Annotated in this window: 14 protein-coding genes and 1 pseudogene; 5 read left to right on the forward strand and 10 right to left on the reverse strand. The window is 66.1% G+C overall.

The window, feature by feature from the left end; all coding sequences use genetic code 11:
- Positions 1 to 16 precede the first annotated feature (16 nt).
- Entirely contained in the window at positions 17 to 1,927 is a 1,911-nt protein-coding gene (locus tag HBF32_RS11925; protein ID WP_166699832.1) for a PA domain-containing protein, read from the reverse strand.
- A gap of 53 nt (positions 1,928 to 1,980) precedes the next feature.
- Positions 1,981 to 2,430 (reverse strand): post-PEP-CTERM-1 domain-containing protein, encoded by a 450-nt coding sequence (locus tag HBF32_RS11930; protein ID WP_166699833.1) that lies wholly within the window; start codon positions 2,428 to 2,430, stop codon positions 1,981 to 1,983.
- 593 nt (positions 2,431 to 3,023) lie between these two features.
- On the opposite strand from HBF32_RS11930, the gene HBF32_RS11935 reads away from it, so the two are divergent.
- Entirely contained in the window at positions 3,024 to 3,821 is a 798-nt protein-coding gene (locus HBF32_RS11935) for a TatD family hydrolase (RefSeq protein WP_166699834.1), read from the forward strand.
- Positions 3,822 to 3,921: 100 nt separating this feature from the next.
- On the opposite strand, the gene HBF32_RS11940 is transcribed toward HBF32_RS11935, so the two are convergent.
- Positions 3,922 to 5,580 (reverse strand): Na+/H+ antiporter, encoded by a 1,659-nt coding sequence (locus tag HBF32_RS11940; protein WP_166699835.1) that lies wholly within the window; start codon positions 5,578 to 5,580, stop codon positions 3,922 to 3,924.
- A gap of 450 nt (positions 5,581 to 6,030) precedes the next feature.
- Between HBF32_RS11940 and HBF32_RS11945 the strand changes: the two genes are divergently transcribed.
- Entirely contained in the window at positions 6,031 to 9,081 is a 3,051-nt protein-coding gene (locus tag HBF32_RS11945; protein WP_166699836.1) for a TonB-dependent receptor, read from the forward strand.
- 127 nt (positions 9,082 to 9,208) lie between these two features.
- Here HBF32_RS11945 and HBF32_RS11950 read toward each other — a convergent pair whose 3' ends face one another.
- From HBF32_RS11950 to HBF32_RS11960, 3 genes are all read right to left on the reverse strand, one after another.
- On the reverse strand, positions 9,209 to 10,093 hold the full coding sequence (locus HBF32_RS11950; protein WP_166699837.1) for an EamA family transporter: 885 nt from the start codon (positions 10,091 to 10,093) through the stop codon (positions 9,209 to 9,211).
- Entirely contained in the window at positions 10,090 to 10,788 is a 699-nt protein-coding gene (locus tag HBF32_RS11955) for a hypothetical protein (RefSeq protein WP_166699838.1), read from the reverse strand. Before HBF32_RS11955 ends, HBF32_RS11950 begins: the two co-directional genes overlap by 4 nt.
- 151 nt (positions 10,789 to 10,939) lie before the next feature.
- Positions 10,940 to 11,725 (reverse strand): AMP nucleosidase, encoded by a 786-nt coding sequence (locus tag HBF32_RS11960; protein ID WP_166699839.1) that lies wholly within the window; start codon positions 11,723 to 11,725, stop codon positions 10,940 to 10,942.
- Positions 11,726 to 11,846: 121 nt separating this feature from the next.
- On the opposite strand from HBF32_RS11960, the gene HBF32_RS11965 reads away from it, so the two are divergent.
- Complete coding sequence (locus HBF32_RS11965) at positions 11,847 to 12,791, forward strand: DegV family protein (RefSeq protein WP_193570356.1); 945 nt, start codon at positions 11,847 to 11,849, stop codon at positions 12,789 to 12,791.
- Between the two features lie 2 nt (positions 12,792 to 12,793).
- Positions 12,794 to 13,435: a DUF4124 domain-containing protein gene (locus HBF32_RS11970; RefSeq protein WP_166699840.1), complete on the forward strand. Its 642-nt coding sequence runs from the start codon at positions 12,794 to 12,796 to the stop codon at positions 13,433 to 13,435.
- 125 nt (positions 13,436 to 13,560) lie between these two features.
- Here the strand turns inward: HBF32_RS11970 and HBF32_RS11975 are convergent.
- Together HBF32_RS11975 and HBF32_RS11980 are read right to left on the reverse strand one after the other, a co-directional pair.
- A pseudogene (locus HBF32_RS11975) lies at positions 13,561 to 14,766 on the reverse strand (Hsp70 family protein); the annotation flags it as partial.
- 35 nt (positions 14,767 to 14,801) lie between these two features.
- Positions 14,802 to 15,584: an SDR family oxidoreductase gene (locus tag HBF32_RS11980; RefSeq protein WP_166699841.1), complete on the reverse strand. Its 783-nt coding sequence runs from the start codon at positions 15,582 to 15,584 to the stop codon at positions 14,802 to 14,804.
- A 92-nt stretch (positions 15,585 to 15,676) separates the two neighbouring features.
- On the opposite strand from HBF32_RS11980, the gene HBF32_RS11985 reads away from it, so the two are divergent.
- Positions 15,677 to 15,889, forward strand: coding sequence for a hypothetical protein (locus tag HBF32_RS11985; protein ID WP_193570357.1), 213 nt, complete (start codon positions 15,677 to 15,679; stop codon positions 15,887 to 15,889).
- A 107-nt stretch (positions 15,890 to 15,996) separates the two neighbouring features.
- On the opposite strand, the gene sppA is transcribed toward HBF32_RS11985, so the two are convergent.
- Together sppA and HBF32_RS11995 are read right to left on the reverse strand one after the other, a co-directional pair.
- A complete protein-coding gene (gene sppA / locus HBF32_RS11990) occupies positions 15,997 to 17,823 on the reverse strand; it encodes a signal peptide peptidase SppA (RefSeq protein WP_240147826.1) in 1,827 nt (608 codons plus the stop codon).
- 145 nt (positions 17,824 to 17,968) lie between these two features.
- On the reverse strand, positions 17,969 to 19,357 hold the full coding sequence (locus tag HBF32_RS11995; RefSeq protein WP_166700532.1) for an MATE family efflux transporter: 1,389 nt from the start codon (positions 19,355 to 19,357) through the stop codon (positions 17,969 to 17,971).
- Positions 19,358 to 19,417 lie beyond the last annotated feature (60 nt).

Raw genomic sequence — 19,417 nt, forward strand, 5'->3', positions numbered from 1 at the left:
CCGGGGCCCCTGTCCGTCACTGCGTGTAAGTACCCAGGACGGAGACGCCGGAGTACGCCTTCTCGCCCTTGACCGTCAGCGTCCAGGTTCCGGCCGCCGGTTTACCGGCGGTGAACATTTCGCTGTTGCCCGGACGGTTCGGCTGGTTCTTCACCGTGCCGCCGGGACTGGTCACCGAGATCGAGACGTCGCCCGAACCGCCGAACGTGCGCAACGACAGGACCTTCGCGCCGGCCGGCACGTCGAGCAGGTAGACCGTCGTCGCACCCGCGGCGCCCTGCTGGCCGGAAAGCGCCTGGTTGTTGCTGAGCACGATGCCCGGAGGCGCCGGCGGCGGACCCCATTCGTCGTACTGCGCCTGGGTCTGATCGTCGGCGAGGCAGGCATTGAGGCTGCTTGCCTGGTCGGCATTGATCAAGCCGTCGGTCGCGAGCTGCGCGGCGTACGCCGTGACGGCCGCGCGATAGGCACCCACGTCGGCAGCGTTGCCGGCGAGGATCTTCGCGTTGGCGATGACGTTGGCACCGACGATCATGCCGCCCGGCACGAGCTTCGGAATGCCCGTATCGCAGGTCAGCAGGAACTGGTTGCTACGGTCGATGCCCCAGCCGATGTCCTGGAACAGTGCGGGGCCGAGGTCGAGGTCGATCTCGCCACGGAGGTCCTGGTTGATCGCGTACTCCATGATCGCGTTCGGCGTCAGGCGCGTGTCGTAGTGCGAGAACGAGGAACCCGGCGAGAGTTGCGCCGGCGCATAGATCAGGACGCCGTCCGCGTTGGTACCGGAAAGGCCCGTGCCCTGGGCCACTGCGCCGGTGAGGCCGGAGAGATTGGCCTTCAGGGTGTTGCCGTCCGCCTGGCTCACCAGGATCACCGGGATATTCACCGGTGACGCCGGCGTGCCGCCCGGCGTCACCGCCGCGGGCTGATTGTTGGCAAGCAGCACGGCGCTGGCGCCGGCGGCCTGGGCGTTGAGCGCCTTCACCGTGAAGTCGCAGGTGCCACGGTCGATGAGCGCGACCTTGCCCGCCACCTCCGCGGCGTTGGTGAGGGCCGCGCAACCGTCGTTCGGCACGCCGCGCGCCACGCTGCCGGCGAAGTTCGCCGAGGTGGCGACCGGACCGAAGGCGGCCTGGGCGTACTCGTAATCGCCGGCGGCTGCCGCCGGGGCGGACACGCGGTAGACGTTGGGCTGGCTCAGGGCGAGCGGTGCCTCGGCGATCACCGTCGGACCGGAGAACGCGAGGTGACCGTCGTCCAGCGCCGCCGAGACGCGCTGTGCCGGCGTCAGATCGTCCCAGAACGTACCGTTATGCTTGACGAAGGTGCCGTAAATGTCCGGATGCGAATCCGCGCCGCCCGGGAAATCCTCGCCGGTCTGCAGGTCCGTGAGGCCCAGGAAACCGAGACCGTGCGACATCTCATGCAGCACGACGTTGAGGAAGTCGATCTGGCCGGCGGGAACCTGGTGGTCGAGACCCATGTACCACTTCGAACCTTCGATGCATCCCGGCGAACCCAGTGCGCCGTTGAACTGGCTCTGGATGTCGGCATTGCCCGGATCGAGGTCTTCGCCGGCAAGCGCGTCGGCTTCCGGACCGGCATACCAGGTGTTGGCAATGGCACCGGCCGGCAGGCTCGCGCCGGCATCGAACGTGAAGACGGACAAGGGGCCGGACGAACCGAGCACGCCACCGGTGGCGTCGCACTCCAGCGGTTCGAACGTCGCGTTGTTGACGATGGTCACGTCGCTTTTCAGGTAAGCGCCGTGGATGTCGGCTGCGAACTGGAAGACGTTGAGCGCCTGCTGGCCGAAGGTCGTGCCCGGGTTGCCACCGACAGGCGTGGCGGGGGTGTGGTCGTCGAGGCCCTGACCGGTGCCGACGTCCTGGTTGACGATCTTGATCTCGGCGGCGCCGGCGCTCATGGCGCCACACAGTCCGGCTGCGAGAAGGGCTGAGTAGAGGAGGCCGCGGCGGATCATCGGGTTGCCTCCGGTGCCTTGGGCGCGGCCTGCACGCCGTGGTCGTCGTGATGGATGCTGAGGCTGCCGTCCGGCGCGCGCGTGGCGACGACGCTGCTCATGCGTTCAAGCGGCACGCGCATGCCCGTGACTTTGGCTCCGTTGCGCAAGGTGATCTTGCGGGCGGTCTTCGCCGCATCGGCATTGGTGCGCGGTTGGCCGGTGAGCGCGGAGACCCTCGCCTGCCGCGTCTGCGCCGCCTTGGAGAACGCCGCACGCTCGGCAGCGGTCGGCGCCCGCAACTGCCCGGTCGACGGGTCGACGGCGACGACCTGCATGGCCTGACCGGATGCGGCCTGTGGTTTGGCTTGGGCGGCGGGGGTGTCGGCGGCGTAGGCCGCTCCCGCCACGGTGAACATGCCCGTCAGCACGAGACCCAAGGCCTGTGCCAGTGTTCGTGAAGTCATTACCAGTACCTCCCTAGTGCGGCGCCGGGACCCCTCCCTGCACGCCCACCGGCGAAGACCCCCTCGCCGGCGTAAACACCCGAGGATTCGACGTTCCCCTCAACGCCAACCCAAATCCTGTCCCCCGCCGCGCAGGGCGCGACGGCGACGATTCATGACGTGAAGAGGTCCATCGGACCGGTGACGACACAGGGAGCGGTGCCCCTGGCGAACGAAGCCTTGGCCGGCTCCGCGGCGGAACGGTTTACCATCTGCACTACCCCTAGCCACGTGGTATTGCCGTAGACGGCCGTCTGCGCCGTCTTCCCTTTTGATGTCCTCGCGAACATCCCCTGCCGAAAAAAGAGTGGATCCTGCGATCCTTCTGACCGTGGTCCCCAGCGTCATCTTCTTGACGACTGTCCATGGACCGTAGCAGCAAGAAAAAGCGAGCGTCAATGTTTTGACGCACATTTCCTGATCGTCCGAATGGCCTATGCTGAAACCCCGGTGAAAGTTCGTTCGGACGTCCATATGCGTTTCGATTCATGACCTTGCACGCCAATAACGCGTAACGACACCTCCTTGCCCATTGCCCCAACACGAAAGAAAACATGGACTTGATCGATATCGGTGCGAACCTCACTCACGAATCCTTTCGTCAGGATTTTGACGAAGTCCTAGGAAGAGCGACCGCTCACGGCGTCGGGCGGATGGTGGTCACCGGCGCCTCGCGCGAAGGCAGCCTTCACGCGCTGGAGCTCGCCCGCGCCAGCGCGGGCCGGCTGTTCGCGACCGCGGGCGTGCATCCGCACCATGCCGTCGATTACGACGACCGGACCGACGCGCAACTGCGTGAGCTGGCCCGCGAGCCGGAGGTCCGCGCCATCGGCGAAACCGGACTCGACTACAACCGGAACTACTCGCCGCGGGACATCCAGCGCGACGTGTTCGAACGGCAGCTGGACATCGCCGTGGAAGTGGGAAAGCCCCTGTTCCTCCATCAGCGCGACGCCCACCACGACTTCCTCGCCATCCTGAAGCGCTACCGCGATCGCGTGCCGGCGGCGGTGGTGCACTGCTTCACCGATACCGCCGAGGCGCTACGCGACTACCTGGACCTGGACTGCCACATCGGCATCACCGGCTGGATCTGCGACGAACGCCGTGGCGCGCACCTTCGCGAACTGGTCCGGACGATCCCGGCGAACCGCCTGATGCTGGAGACCGATGCGCCCTACCTGCTCCCGCGCACTGTCCACCCGATGCCGAAGCACCGGCGCAACGAGCCGATGTACCTCGCCCACATCCGCGACGAGGTGGCACGCGATCGCGGCGAAACCCCCGAGGAACTGACCGAGACGACGACACGCACGGCCGAACTGTTCTTCGGCCTGCGTTCCGTCGCATGACATCGCGCCTTGTAGGAGCCGCTATAGCGGCGAGAGCAATCTTGCGGAGATGTCGCGAGGTTCCCTCGCCGCTATAGCGGCTCCTACAGGAAGGTCGCGCTCAGTCTGAATGCAAGCCTGTCAACGCCGCTTCGGCAAGGTCTACTTCGCGGGCGAGCATCCGTAGCGTCTCATCGTTGATCCGGTGGTCGCGGCGCAGTTCGGTGAGCTCCTTCCGCTCCGCGCGCAGCGCGGCCAGCCGCATGGCGCGTTCGGCGCCCGCTTCGGCGCGCGCCTTCTCCGGCACGTCGCCTTCCTCTCCGGCCGCCTCGATGCGTTGCCGGTAATCCGCCATCACGCGCGCGGCGACGCGCGACGCCAGCGCGATGGCGTTGTCGTCGCCCACCTCCTCGACACGCTTCTGTTCGTCGGCGATGCCGCGCAAGGCCGCCTCGGCCGTCAGCGCGCGCGCCATCCGTTCCTCGCGCACGCGCGGATCTTCCCCGCTGAGCTTGAGTCCTTTCACGAGCAAGGGAAGGCCGATCGCACCGAAGACCAGCGTGCACAGGATCACGCCGGTGGCGAGGAAGATCATCAGGTCACGCGCGGGAAAGGGAACGCCCTCGGCTTTCATGAAGGGCAACGACAGCACGCCGGCCATCGTGATCGCACCGCGCACGCCCGCGAGCGCGGTGGTCCAGACGAGGCGCGTGCCGACCTTCGGCCGCTTCTCGCCGCGATGCCACGCGCGCATCAGCACGAACCGCAGCGAAACCCACACCCAGACAAAACGAAGGATCACGAGAGCCAGCGTGATCGCCACCACGTAGACCAGGAGATGCCAGGTCTCCCCGCCGCCCGCCTGGCGGATGTCGATACCCGCGTTGTCGACGATACCCGGCAGCTGAAGACCGAGAAGCAGGAAGATGAACCCGTTGAAAACGAATTCCACCATCGACCACACGGCACCGTTCTGCACGCGCGTGGCGACATAGCCGCCCTTGGAGACGTCCGTGTGGTGCATCGTCATGCCCGCCGCCACGGCAGCGAGGATGCCCGACGCATGGAAGTGTTCGGCAAGCAGGTACGCCGCGAAAGGCAGGACCAGCACCAGTCCGACCTGGCTCGCGGGATCCACCTCGCTGGCCCAGCGGATGAGGCGACGCCGCACGACACCGAAGACGAAACCGACGAACGCGCCCGCCACCACGCCGCCGATTGCCATCAAGGCAAAGTCGCGCGCAGCGGGAACCAGCGAGAACGTCCCGGTCATCTCGGCGGCCACCGCGAACTGCAAGGCGACGAGACCGGACGCGTCGTTGAGCAAGGCCTCGCCGGAGAGAACGTGCATGAGTCGCGGCGGCATCCTCGAACCGCCGGTGATCGAGCTCACGGCAACCGCATCCGTCGGCGACAGCACCGCCGCCAGCGCGAACGCCACGGCGAGCGGCACGGTGGGAATCATCCAGTGCACGAAGTAGCCGATGCCGACGATCGTGAAGAACACCAGACCGATCGCGAGGGCGAGAACCGGCTTGCGCAGGAGGAACAACTCGCGCTTCGGAATACGCCAGCCGTCGGCGAACAGGAGCGGCGGAATGAACAACAGGAAGAACAACTCCGGATCGAATTCCACACGCAGGCCGAAGGGCCTCGCAAGCAGCGCGCCGAGGGCGATCTGCAGCAAGGGCAGCGGAAGCCGGACCGGGAGTATGCGCACCACCGCGCCCGACAACGCGATGACGAGGAGCAGCAGGAGGATAGTGATGACGAGGTCCATGCGGCGACGCTAGCGGGGGCTCCCGACGGAGGCAACAGGAACCTTCGAGCGCACGTAATATGCTGCGTATCATACGTAATAACCTGCTTAGGACTTATTCCTATTGTTCCCTTTGTCGACAGAGGTTTACGTTTTGCAAACGCACCGGTTCCGATGCGTTCGTCGACGACGATTTCGCTCCATGGACGATGTCCTTGCATGAGCTTTTTTCAGGGGAGACAAGCAATGCCGTGCCTACTTCGGTCCGCACCCTCTTCCGCAGGAGATGGCAGGCGACGCCGCGTGCCATGACGCCGCGCCGTCGTCCGCATGAAGCGTCGACGACGATGCGATAAGCCACCACTCCCGGTATCCCGACCGCCGTGTCCCGGCGGAACGTCCGCGTGCCGCGCGGACGCGGGGCCTGCCGTCTTTTTTTCTCGTCCCGTTTCACTTACAGGAGGGTCTTTCATGCAGTACGCAATCCGTTCTTCGGCGGCGGCCCGTCGCCGGCTCGCCACGGCGGTGGCCTTCGCCATCGCCGCCGGAGCCGCCGGCGGCGCACTCGCGCAGAGCAACGCCACCGGCTCGATCTTCGGTTCGGCCACACCGGGCGATGTCGTGCACATCGAGAACACGGCCACCGGTCTCCGCCGCGACATCACCGTCGATGCCAGCGGACGTTACCGCGCCAACTCGCTGCCGATCGGCAGCTACGACGTGTCCCTGATGCATAACGGCGCCGCGGTCGACTCGCACAAAGGCGTGCAGACCTCGATCAGCCAGGGCACCGACGTGTCGTTCGCCTCCACCGCGGCCGATGCCACCGTGCTCGGCAGCGTCCAGGTCACCGCCAACAGCCTGCCCAGCATCGACGTCAGCTCGGTCGACTCGCGCACCGTGCTCTCCGCCGACCAGCTCGCCAAGCTGCCCATCGCGCGCACCTCGATCAGCTCGGTCGCGCTGTTGGCACCAGGTACCACGCCGGCCGTGCGCGGCTACGGCAACGCCCTCTCCTTCGGCGGCTCGTCGGCTTCGGAGAATGCCTATTACATCAACGGTTTCCAGGCCACCAACCCGCTGACCGGCGTGAGCTCGCGCCAGCTTCCCTATGACGCGATCGATCAGGAGCAGGTGCTGATCGGCGGCTATGGCGCGGAATACGGCCGCTCCACCGGCGGCGTGATCAACGTGGTATCCAAACGCGGCTCCAACGAGTGGAAGGGCGACGTGCAGGTGCTGTGGTCGCCGGACTCGCTCCAGCAGCAGCCGCGCAATATCGTGCAGCGCGATGGCACCCTTCTCCAGCGCGGTAATCCGTACACCTGGCGCGACCAGGAGAACCTGCAATATTCCGGATCGCTGGGCGGCGCCCTGATCAAGGACAAGCTGTTCATCTTCGCCGCCGCCGACTGGATCAAGCAGACCGGCAACTACACCGGCCCGAGTTCGGTGAGCGACGACGAACGCGACAGCAACAAGACCACGCGCTGGCTCGGAAAGATCGACTGGAACATCACCGACAACAATATCCTCGAGTTCACCGGCATAGGCGATACCGAAACGGCCGACCGCTCGATCTACGCCTACAACTACCAGACCGGCCGCGGCGACTATCTCGGCCACCAGTACACCAAGAACTACAACGGCACGCAGACCAACGCGACGCCGGGCGGCAACATGTACATCGGCCACTACACGGGCTACCTCACGGACGACCTTACCGTGAATGCGATGTATGGCCGCTCCCATTCCGATCACGAGCAGACCGTCGACTCCGCCACCGGCGAGGCGTGCCCTAGCATTACCGACAAACGATCCGAATTCGCCGGCAACAAGCAGACGGGTTGCACGGTCGGTTCCACCACCTCGCTGCTGCCGGGCTCGAAGGACAGTACCCGGGGCTGGAGCGTGAACATCGAATACCGGCTCGGCGATCACGACCTGCGTGCCGGCGTGGACAATTACGTCCTGCGCGCGACGTGGGGCGCCGTGCCCGTGGGCGGCACCGGTTACACGTACAACGACCTGGGCGATGGCCAGGCCATTCGCGACCGCCTGACCAACCTCGGCCTCGACCCGGCCTTGTACAACCCGGCGAACTTCGCCAACGGTTACTACGTGGAGTCGACCGCGTTGTCCACGGGCACCTCGGCCCGGACCGACCAGCGCTCGCAGTTCGTCGAAGATAACTGGCAGGTGTCCGACCGCTGGCACGCGTATATCGGCCTGCGCAACGAGCAGTTCACCAACTACAACGGCTCCGGCCAGGCCTACGCCAACGCCCGGCACCAGCTCGATCCGCGACTGGGCGTGTCGTGGGACGTCTATGGCGACAGCTCGCTAAAGATCTACGCCAACGCGGGCCGTTATCACCTCGGCCTGCCTACGTCCGTCGCCGTGCGCGGTGCCGGTCCGTCGACCTTCCCGTCGCAACTCTATGGCTTCACCGGCATAGATCCCAGCAACGGCACGCCGACCGGCCTCGTCGAAGGACCGTACTCGGATGTCTACTACAAGAATGGCGCCAACGGCACGCCACCGGATGCCAAGACGGTATCGGCCCAGGGCCTGCACTCGTACTACCAGGACGAATACATCCTCGGCTTCGACAAACAGCTCGCCGATAACTGGACCTTCGGCGCCAAGGCGATGTATCGGAAGCTCCGGAGCCTCATCGACGACACCTGCGACTCCCGTCCCCTGCAAGCGTGGGGCGACGCCAACGGCCTGTCCGACGAAGTGGCGGCCGGCATCGGCCGCAGCACGGGTTGCTGGCTGTTCAACCCGGGCCGCGCCAACACGTTCACGTTGTCTCCCGCCGCGGGACAGTATCTGAGCGTCCCCCTCAGCGCGGATGCACTGGGCTTTCCGAAGCCCTCGCGCCATTACTACATGGTCGACCTGTACCTCGAACACCAGTTCAGCGACAAGTGGTACGGAAAGGTCGATTACACGTACTCGCGCAGCTACGGCAACTCCGAAGGCCAGCTCGATTCGAACATCGTGCAGGCCGACGTCTCGACGACCGAGAGCTGGGACTTCCCGGAAATCATGGAGAACACCAACGGCGACCTGCCCAACGACCAGAAGCACCAGCTTCGCATCTACGGAACCTATGCCCCCACCGACGAATGGCAGTTCTCGACGGTGACCCGCATCGCCTCGGGCTATCCGGTGAGCTGCCTGGGCCTCCGCCCGGAATCGGCCGGCGGCGACCCGTACGGCTACGGCGGCAATTACTTCTGGTGCAACGGCGAGCCCGCGCATCGCGGTACGTTCGGCCGCACGCCCTGGACGTATACGGTGGACGTGAGCGCGGCTTGGAAGCCGGCCTTCGCCGCGCACAAGCTCACGTTCACCGCCGATATCTTCAACCTGCTCGGCAAGCAGCGTGCGACGCAGTACTACGAGTACGGCGAAACGGACGCCGGTGTGGCCGACCCGCAGTACAAGAGCGCCCGTTCCTTCCAGGATCCGCGTTACGTCCGCTTCGGTGCACGCTACGACTTCACGCTCTAAGCCATAACAAGAAAAGAAAACACTCCCCAGATTGGCCGCTCCCTGGGAGGGGGCGGCCTTTTTTATGGTTCATCACGCATTACCGGGGAAGGCGACGGGCCGGCCTGCGAGCGCAGTGGACTCGCTACTACACCGTGGCCGGTTCGCGGCGCAGCATCCGAGGACCGAGGACGAATACCGCCACGCCGAAGAGCATGGCAACGATGCCAGCCCATATGGCCATGTCGAAACGCTCGTCGAAAACAAGAGACGAGGTGGCAATGCCGGATACCGGAACGATGAGCGATAGCGGCGCGACCTGCGCCGATGGATAGGTCTTCATCAGATCGTTCCAGACCTTGTAGCCGAAGATCGTCGTGACATAAGACTGGAACAACACCGACCCGGCGGCCCGTGGCGTCAATCCTTCCAGAAGGCTCACGAACGGCGCCGCACCATGCTGGAGCCAGGTGAGGAGAAACAACGCAGGCGCCGAGAACACGCTGGACCACACGACGAAGGCCAGCATGTCGCGGGGCTTGCACCGCTTCACGATGAGGTTGCAGGCACTCCAGCTGAACGCGGCAAGAAGCACGAGAGCCATCCCGGACGTCGTGGCGGCACCTTCGGTATAAACGATCACCAGCGCCAGCCCGGTCCCGGCGAACGCCATGCCCGCCCACTGTGGCGCGCCGATGTGCTCGCGAAAGAAGCCGGCGCTGAGGATAACGGTGAAGAAGGCACTGAACTGCAGCACAAGCGATGACAATCCAGGTGAAAGCCCCTTAGCCATGGCCAGGTTCACGACCCACCAGAGGCCCACGCCGAACAGAACGCCGTAGACTGCCAGTGCGCCGATCCCGACGTCTCGCGGCCTGCGCAGAAAGAACACCAGGGGAAAGGCCGTGAAAGTGAAGCGCAGCGCCGTGAGAAGGAAAGGATCGAGGTCTCGCAGCCCTGCTTCGATCACGGAAAAGTTGCTCCCCCAGATCACCGTCACGAGAATGCCGAGAAGAAGATGGCGGACCTTCATACCTGGACTTCCACGGAACGCGGTGGAGTTACTCCATCGTAGACAAAGCTATCGAACGACTCGTGTCGCCATGTATCGCCACGCACGTAATAGTTGAGCACGGCCGAGATCTTTCGCTCGTTTACCGTTGGCTCACAATCATGCAGGACTTCACGCCCCTTCATGACAAGAAGTGAGCCAGCGGTCGCATGAATGGATCGCCGCTCGGTCCATTGCCCTTTCGCCGGGTGGGACCGGGGAATCTGCATGCGTAAAGGGGCTTCGCGATTCGTCGTCAGGAACAACAGGACCGTGACGCCATTGGTATCGTAATGCTCACCAAGCGTACCCCCGCCGGGCGGATAGACCTTGATGTTGATGTCTGAACGAGGATAAGGGGAAAGCACAACATCCTGGGATGTCATCGAAGAAATCAGCGGAAGCACTGCCTGATATACCGCCGTGAGTTCCGGAAGGTGACGACGAATGTCGTCACCTTCGAAGATGTGGTGAAGATAGCGCCCGCCGGAATCGGATACCGCTTCCGTTCCCAGCCCTTGATGATCGACCAGCTTTACCCGGCCCTCGCCTATCAGACGCTCGATCCGCTCGACCAATACGGCGCAGAGCTCGTCCGCCATGACACCATCTATGACCGTGACGTAGTCGTAATGGTATTCGCGCATATGCCGCGCAAGATCGAATCCAGTGTGCATGCTCACTCTCCTCTCCGATGGCTGTAGCCAGGACGCTACTGACCGATCGGAAAAAGAGATATACGACAATTCTGAAATTGCGTTCAAATGCCGTGACGGCCATCAAAGTTCGCCTTGCTATCGTCGCTCGCGAACAAATAGCTGGAGCTGTTTACTCCCCGTCGTCCTCGAAGCGCAGGTGTTTCACGCTTCGACCGTGACGGCGGACCAGCTTGAGCGCTTCGACACCGACCTTGATGTGGCGCTCGACGAAGGTCGCCGTGACCGCGGCGTCGCTGGTCTCGGTCTTCACGCCCTCGGGAATCATCGGCTGGTCGGAGACGAGGAGCAGCGCGCCACAAGGGATGTGATTGGCGAAGCCGGCGGCGAAGATCGTCGCGGTCTCCATGTCGATCGCCATGCTGCGGGTGCGGCGCAGGTATTCCTTGAAGCCGTCGTCATGCTCCCAGACCCGGCGGTTGGTGGTGTACACGGTGCCGGTCCAGTAGTCGTGGCCGAGGTCGCGGATCATCGTCGACACGGCGCGCTGCAACTGGAACGCGGGCAGCGCCGGCACTTCGGGCAGCAGGTAATCGTTCGAGGTGCCTTCGCCGCGGATGGCGGCGATCGGCAGCACCAGGTCGCCAATGGCGTTCTTCTTCTTGAGGCCGCCGCACTTGCCGAGGAACAGCACGGCCTGCGGCTCGATCACGCTGAGCAGGTCCATGACGGTGGCGGCGTTCGGGCTGCCCATGCCGAAGTTGATGAGGGTGATGCCGTCGGCCGTGGCGTTGGGCATGGGCCGGTCGCGGCCGCGTACTTCCACCCCATGCTCCTGGGCGAAGCGGTCCACGTAATGGCCGAAGTTGGTCAGCAGGATGTGCTGGCCGAAGGCCTCCAGGGGCGTGCCCGTGTAGCGGGGCAGCCAGTTGGAGACGATCTCGTTCTTGGTTTTCATGTCGAACCCGGATGCGCTTGCGCGGTGACCGGCGACGCCACGCCGGCGGAGTGCCAAATTCAGTCGTGCAAGTGTAGCATCCGGCATGAAGGGCCCGAGGGGCCTTCGAGCGGGGTGACCGATGCGGATCGGCGTGGCGATCGATGCGGCCTGTGACGTGCCGCATGACTTCCTGGAGCGTAACGGCATCGCCATGATGCCCATCGCGGTGAAAGTCGACAACCAGCGGTTCAAGGACGATCGCGACCCGGCGGAGATCCAGCGTTTCCGCGACCAGAAACTCGGCAGCCGAAGCCATTCGGCCGAAACCGAGGCCAGCTCGGTCGAGGACGTGCAGACCCTCTTCCTCGACCGCCTGGTGAAGGAGTACGACTGCGTCATCTGCCTGACCATCATGGCGACGCGCAGCCCCATCCACGACAACGTGATCAAGGCGAGCTTCGCGATCCTCAAGAACTACCGCCCGATTCGCGAGGCGGCGGGACTGAGCGGCCCCTTCCTGATGCGCGTCGTCGACACGCGCAACATCTTCGCCGGCTCAGCGCCGGCCATCGCGGAAACGGTGCGGATGATCCAGACCGGCCGCTCGCCGGCCGAGGTGCGCGAGCGGGCGGCGCAGATCGCCGACTGCTCCTACGGTTACATGCTGCCGCGCGACCTGAACTATCTGCGTTCGCGCGCGCGCAGCAAGGGCGACCGCAGCGTGAGCTTCCTCAGCTCGATGCTTGGGACGGCACTCGACATCAAGCCGATCCTGCGCGCCCATCGGGGCGAGACGGGACCGGTGGGCAAGGTCCGCGGCTTCGAGCAAGGCGCCCTGTCGCTTTTCGAATACGCATCGAGGCGCGTGCAGGCCGGGCTCCTGGTGCCGTCGCTCTCGCTCAGCTACGGCGGCGACCTCGACGAGATGCGCAACCTGCCCGGCTACACTGGCCTCGTTCGAGCCTGCGGCGATGCCGGCGTGCAGATCCTCGAAAGCCCCATGGGCATCACCGGCATGGTCAATGTCGGCGAAGGCGCGATGACCCTCGGGCTCGCTTCCGAGGACCACGTGGCCGAGTTCTGAGCATGCGTATCCTTCGCTGGGCCGTCGCGGCGACTGCATGCCTGGCCATCGGCGCGGCGACGGCCGAGACCGTCTACAAGTGCGAAGCGGGTGGCCGCACGATCTACCAGCAGACACCGTGCGCGAAGGGCCAGCGCCAGCAGACGATCCGGTTGCAGGATGCGGCGCCGGCTGTCGATCGCCCCGCCCCGGCGGGCGTACCCCCGCCTGCAACGGAGGAAGCGCCGCCAACCGCTCCGCCGGGGCCTTCCGCGCCGCCTCCGACGCTGTTCGGTTGCATACGGGCCACCGATGGCAAGCCTTACACGAGCGACAACGGCAACCCGGAACCGTACATGGCACCGTTCGGCGTCCTTGGCGCGGTGAGCCAGCCGCTGGCGGACACGTACGGCAACCGTGGCTCGGCCGTCGCCTCCGCCCCCGAACTCAACCGCGGCAAAGGCAATGTCGCAGGCATCGCCACGAGCAACTACGTGTGGGTGCAGGATCAGTGCCGGCAGCTCTCGCCAGCGGAGGCCTGCGCCGCGCTGCGCGACGAGTCGGAAGCGAACCAGCGGTCGATCCGGAATGCGTTCAAGAGCGAACGCGGACCGCTCGAGGCGAAGGACGCGCGGTTACAGAAGCAGCTGCAAGGCTGCCGATAGACAATGTGGGAGCCGCTTCGGCGGCGATCGGTGCTCGCGGCAGGCTTGCCCGCTGCCGTGGGATCGCCGGCATGGCCGGCTCCCACAGCGCATGTGCTTCCGGCCGGCAAGGCGCCGAGTTCGGTCGCCGCGACCGCCAGCCCCGAGACCACGCCCAGCGAGGGATCGCCCTCCACCATCGGTATGCCCGGGAAACTGTCGCGCACCGCGGCCTTTACGACCGGCGAACGCGACGTGCCGCCGGTAAGGAAGACGCTGTCCGGAACGGACGGCCATTCCTCGCGGACCTCGGCGAGCAGGCGCTGCATGCGCTCGATGAAGGGCTCCACCGCCTCGTCCATGTCGGCACGCGCGATATGCACGCCCAGTCCCGTTTCGAGGAAGCCGAGATCCGCTTCGGTGCGCTCCTCGCTGCTCAACGCGATCTTGCTGCGTTCGGCTGTCTGGTTCAGTCGCGTGGTGGCCCCCGGTTGCTGCAGCGCCTGCAGGCGCGAACGCCACGGCTCGTCCAGGAAGCGATAGTCCTGGCGGCGGAACTCGCGCTGCTTCGGCAGGTTGTGGACGCTCGCCGCTTCCACGTAATGGTGCACGGGCACGCGCGTCACGTTATTGCCCAGATGCGGCATGAAGGCATGCATGCTGAGGTTCACGTCGAGGTCGGTACCGCCCTTCGCCAGGCCCCAGGTGCGCACGATCCGCGGCAGTTCGCCGCCGCCGAGTTCGGCGAACGCGACGTCGGTCGTGCCGCCGCCGATATCGACGATGAGTGCCGTCTGCCGCGTGTCGAGCCGCTTGTGGTAGTGCATCGCGGCCGCGGCGGGCTCCTCGAGGAAGCTGACGCTCTCGAAGCCCGCGACGGCGGCCGCCTCGCGGATGATCTCCACCGCCTGCTCGGAACCCTTCTCGCCCATGGAACTGCGGAAATGCACCGGACGGCCGATCACCGCCGTGCGCACGTCCTCGCCCAACTGCCGGCCGGCGGCGAGGCGGATGTGCTCGAGCACGTAGGTCGCGATGTGCACGATGACCTTGCGCACCTGCGGGTCCATGCGGAAACCGAGCATCGATTTCGGCGATTCGATGAGGTTGCCGTCGCCGTATTCGAGGTACGCGGCCACCGCCTCGTCGCCGAACAGCGCGTCCTGGAAGTTTTCCACTGTCGCGGCGCGCGCTTCCGCCGCGCGACGCTTCGCGGGATCGGGCACGACTTCGGGGAAGAAGACGGCGGTGCGGAACTGTTTCGCGTCACCGAACGTGACGTGGGTCAGCTCGCCATCGACGAAGGTCGCGGCGGCGGTGTAGCTCGTGCCGAAATCGATACCGATGTGCATGGAAGTTCCTCGGGGGAACCGCGCATTTTAGACGGTCAGAAGCCGTAGCGCAGGAATCCGCCGTCCACGGCGACGATTTCTCCGGTGACGTAGCTCGAGGCAGGCAGGCAGAGGAAGGCCACCGCCCCGGCGACTTCCTCGGGCTCGCCGATGCGCCCCATGGGGGTGCGATCGAGCACCTCTTCCAGGTATTCCACATCGGCCAGGGCCGGCTCGCTCCGCTGCGTGCGTATGTACCAGGGGGCCACCGCGTTGACCCGGATGCCGTCCTCGGCCCATTCGCAGGCGAGGTTGCGGGTCATCTGGTGGAGCGCCGCCTTGGTCATGCCGTAGGGCGAGCCGGTGCGCACGTGCACGATGCCGGATACCGAGCCCACGTTCACGATGGCGGCATTGGCGTGCTGGACCAGGTGGGCATACGCCGCGCGGCTCATCTCGTAGGCGGAGAACACGTTGAGCTCGAACAGCGCGCGATACTCGTCTTCCTCATAGTCCAGCGTGGGCTTCGGCGTATTGCCGCCCACGTTGTTCACGAGGATCGAGAGGTTTGCGTCCAGATCGGCCACCCAGTCGAAGACGGCGAGGCGGTCTTCATGGTCGGAGAGATCGGCGGCCATGCCGAGCACTTCCACGTCGGGACATTCCTCGGCCAGCTCGTCGCGCACTTCCTGGAGCGCGAGTTCGTCGCGTGCAACCAGCAGCACGTCGGCGCCGAGGGCCGCCAGTTCGCGCGCGCAGGCGTAACCGATGCCCTTGCTGGCACCGGTGACGAGGGCGGTGCGACCGTCGAGGCGCCAGCTTGCGAGTCGTGGATGCATATCGGATCTCCAGGCATTGTCCGTGATCGTAAGCGATTGCACTCGCCTCGCGACAGCGCCAGACTCGACGCAGACACAGGAGGAACCGCGCCATGATCCGATATCTTCCGCTATGGGGACTGGCCATCGCCTGCGCCGCCTGCTCGAAACCGCCGCAGCCGCACGAGCCGCCGACGCCGCAGGCACGCGCGGAAACGCCCTGGGATTCGCTCGAGGCACAGAAGAAGAAGGCACAGGACGTGCAGAAGACGGTGGACGAACAGGCCAAGGCGCAGGCGAAGGCGATCGAGGCGCAGACGCAGTGATCGTGCGGGAGCACCTGTGGGAGCCGCTTCAGCGGCGATAGGTGCTCGCGGCAAGCGTGCCCGCTGCCGCGGGATCGCCGGCATGGCCGGCTCCCACAAATGCCTTCTCAGCGCGGCGAGCAGAAACAGTACGCGTAGACGTGCGGCTTACCCGCCTCTGCACCGCGGAACAGCGACCACTCCGGCGCGAGCCGCGGAAGGTCGGCCACCCACGACGGCAGGCGCAGGCCCCACGACATCGCGACGCGCGCTTCGGAGCTGTCGCCGATGTTCGTGAGGAAGCGCTCGAACGCGCCCATCGGCTTCTCCGCGTAGCGCACGCTGAAATGCTTGCCGAGACCGGCCTGCTCCGCCGCATCGGCGATCGCATCGTCGAGGCTGCCCAGGCGGTCCACGAGGCCGCGGTCCAATGCCTGCTGGCCCGTCCAGACGCGGCCCTGTGCGATGGCGTCGATGGCGGCGAAATCCTTGCCGCGCGCCTTCGCCACGTTGCCGACGAAATCGCGGTAACCCTTGTCGATGATGCTCTGGATGAGCGTCCCCACATTCGGATCGAGCGGCCGGGTCATGTCGAAGGCACCGGCCAGCGGGCCGGTGGCGACGCCGTCGCTCTTCACGCCGATCTTCGCAAGCGTGTCCGGCACGGTGAAGAACATGCCGAAGATGCCGATCGAGCCGGTGATGGTGTTCGGCTCGGCGTAGATCCGGTTGGCGTTCATCGATATCCAGTAGCCGCCGCTGGCGGCCACGTCGCCCATCGACACCACCACGGGAATGCCGGCTTCGCGGGTCAGTTCGACTTCACGCCGGATCTGCTCCGCCGCGTAGACCTCGCCGCCGGGCGAATTCACACGCAGCACGAGCGCGCGCGTGCGCCGGTCCTGGCGTACCGCGCGGATGAGTGCCGCCGTCGAATCGCCGCCGATCCGGCCCTGCGCCTGTTTCCCGCCGGAGATCTCGCCCTCGGCGACGACCACGGCCACGCCCGGCGCCGTCTGCAGCAGGTCCACGGTAGAGAGGCCGCGGTCGGCCACATAACCGGCCAGGTCGACCTGACGGAAACCCTGCTCCTTCCTTCCCGCCGGCACGCCCTCGGCGCGCAGCATCCTGACGAACTGCTGCTCGGTGGCGAGGCCGTCGGCGAGCTTCTCGTCCACCGCCAGCTGGGCGAGGCTGCCCTTCGCATCGCGCACGCGCTCGGCCAGACCGTCGACATCGGCGCGCAGCACCGCGGGATCGAGGTGGCGCATCTTCGCCACCTCGTCGATCCACGTGTTCCACAAGCCGCCCAGCCAGAAGGCGTCCGCTTCCTTCGATTCGGGCGAGGCATGATCGAGGATGAAGGGCTCGGCCGCGCTCTTGAACTGGCCCACGCGGAAAAGGTGCACCTGCACGCCGAGACGATCGAGCATGTCCTTGTAGAACAGGCGGTAGTTGGCGAGACCGGTCGCCATCACCCCGCCCTGCGGGTCGATGTAGAGCTTGTCGGCGTGGGCGGCAAGGTAGTACTGCCCCTGCTCCAGGCTGACTGCCCAGGCGAGGACGGGCTTGCCGGTCTTGCGGAAGCGGTCCAGCGCGGCGCCGACCTCGCGGAGCGCGGCGAAACCGCCGGCCTGCAGCTTGTCGGGACGCAGCACGATGCGGCTGATCCGGTCGTCCTTCGCCGCACTGTCGATGGCGCGGACGAGGTCGCGGACCTGCACCTGCTTCACGCCGTCGCCGGTCATGCGGCCGATGGCGCGGGAAAACGGATCGGCGCTGTATTGCTCCACCAGGGCGCCTTCCGGCGCCAGCACCAGCACCGTGCGATCGTCGACGCGGTTCGCCCGTTCGCCGATGAACATCAGCAGCAGGAACGCGGCCAGGAGTCCGAAGAAGATCGCATTGATGATCACCAGCCGGGTGATGTTGAGGCCGCGCCCCAGGCTGAGCATGAACCGGCCAAACCCACCGCGCCGGCGCGGGGGTGGAACGGGCTGGGGCCGGCCCGGAAGGGGCGGGGGCACGGCGTCGTGGCGATCCGACATCTAGGCGTTTCCTCGAGGATGGCGTCCAGCGTAACGCGTCGGACCGTTGGTATCACGTGTGGAATGGCATGGGCGCCGCCGTATCCGGATCGTCGCGCCACGTGCCCTTCACGCTGCTCCGCCAGAACCGCGCGAAGAGCAGGATGGCGGCCATGCTCAGGCCGGCGATCAGGCCCATCCACATGCCGCGGGCACCCATGTCCCGGTGGAATGCCAGCCACCAGCCGATGGGCATGCCGATGACCCAGTACGCGAACAAGGTGATGCCCATCGGCACCCGCGTGTCCTTCAGCCCGCGCAGGGCGCCGTTCGACGCCACCTGGATGCCGTCGGAGAACTGGAAGAAGCCGGCGAGCACCAGCAGCTGCGAGGCCATCGCGATGACTGCCACATCGCGGGTGTACAGGCGGGCGATGGCCTCCGGGAAGGCCAGCATCACGCCCGAGGAAACCAGCTGCGTGACGAGCACCAGCGCGATGCCGGACAGGCCGGCGTAACGCACGCCGGCCGGATCGCGGCGGCCGGCCGCATTGCCCACGCGGACCGTGATCGCCATCGACAGGCCCAGCGGCACCATGAACGCCACCGAGGCCACGTTGAGCGCCACGTGATGGCCGGCCGTCACGGTTTCGCCGAGGCGGCCGATCAGCAGCGCCACCGCGACGAACAGCCCGGCTTCCATCAGCAGGGTCACGGCCATCGGCAATCCGATGTGCAGGAGGCGGCCGATCTCGCGCGGATCGGGCCTGGCCATGCGTCCACCCAGGTTGAGGTCGCGGTAGTTGCGATGCTTCAGCACGTAGGTGGCGAAACCGAGCATTTCCGCCCAGAGCACCAATGCGGTGGCGATGCCGCTGCCGCGCGCGCCCATGACCGGGAAACCGAGCTTGCCGTACATCAGCACGTAGCCCAGCGGGGCGAGCAGGACGAGGCCGCCGAAGCTGAAGTACATCGACGGTCGCGGCATCGAGAGCCCTTCGGACAGGCCGCGCAGGGCGAAGTACGTGGTCAGCGCCGGCGCGGCGAAGCAGATGGCGTGGAGGAACGCTCCCACGTCCGGGCGCATGGATTCCACCACACCGAACAACGCCATCAGCGGCGACGCATGCCATACCGCGACGGCCAGCAGCAGGCCGAGGCCCCATGCGATGTAGAGCGCCTGGTGGAACACCGGACCCACCTCGCCGCGGCGGCCCGCGCCGTCCAGCTGCGCCACGGTCGGCGGCACGGCCATCATGGTGCCGATGCCGGTCACGATGGCCAGCACCCAGATGCTGGCACCCGTCACGACGGACGCCTGGGTGTGCGCCGCCTGGTGGCCGGCAAGCACGGCGTCGACGACATTGGTGCCGATGGCGGAGAGTTGCGCGACGATCATCGGCAGGGCCAACCGGAGGGTGGCGCCGATCTCCCGCCGCGCGCGAGCGCGGTCGATGGTCATGGGGTGGATGACGATGTGGGCCACCCATTGTAGCGGTTGCCGTGCCATCATCCGCAGCCG

This window comes from Luteibacter yeojuensis, assembly GCF_011742875.1.
Classification (GTDB): domain Bacteria; phylum Pseudomonadota; class Gammaproteobacteria; order Xanthomonadales; family Rhodanobacteraceae; genus Luteibacter; species Luteibacter yeojuensis.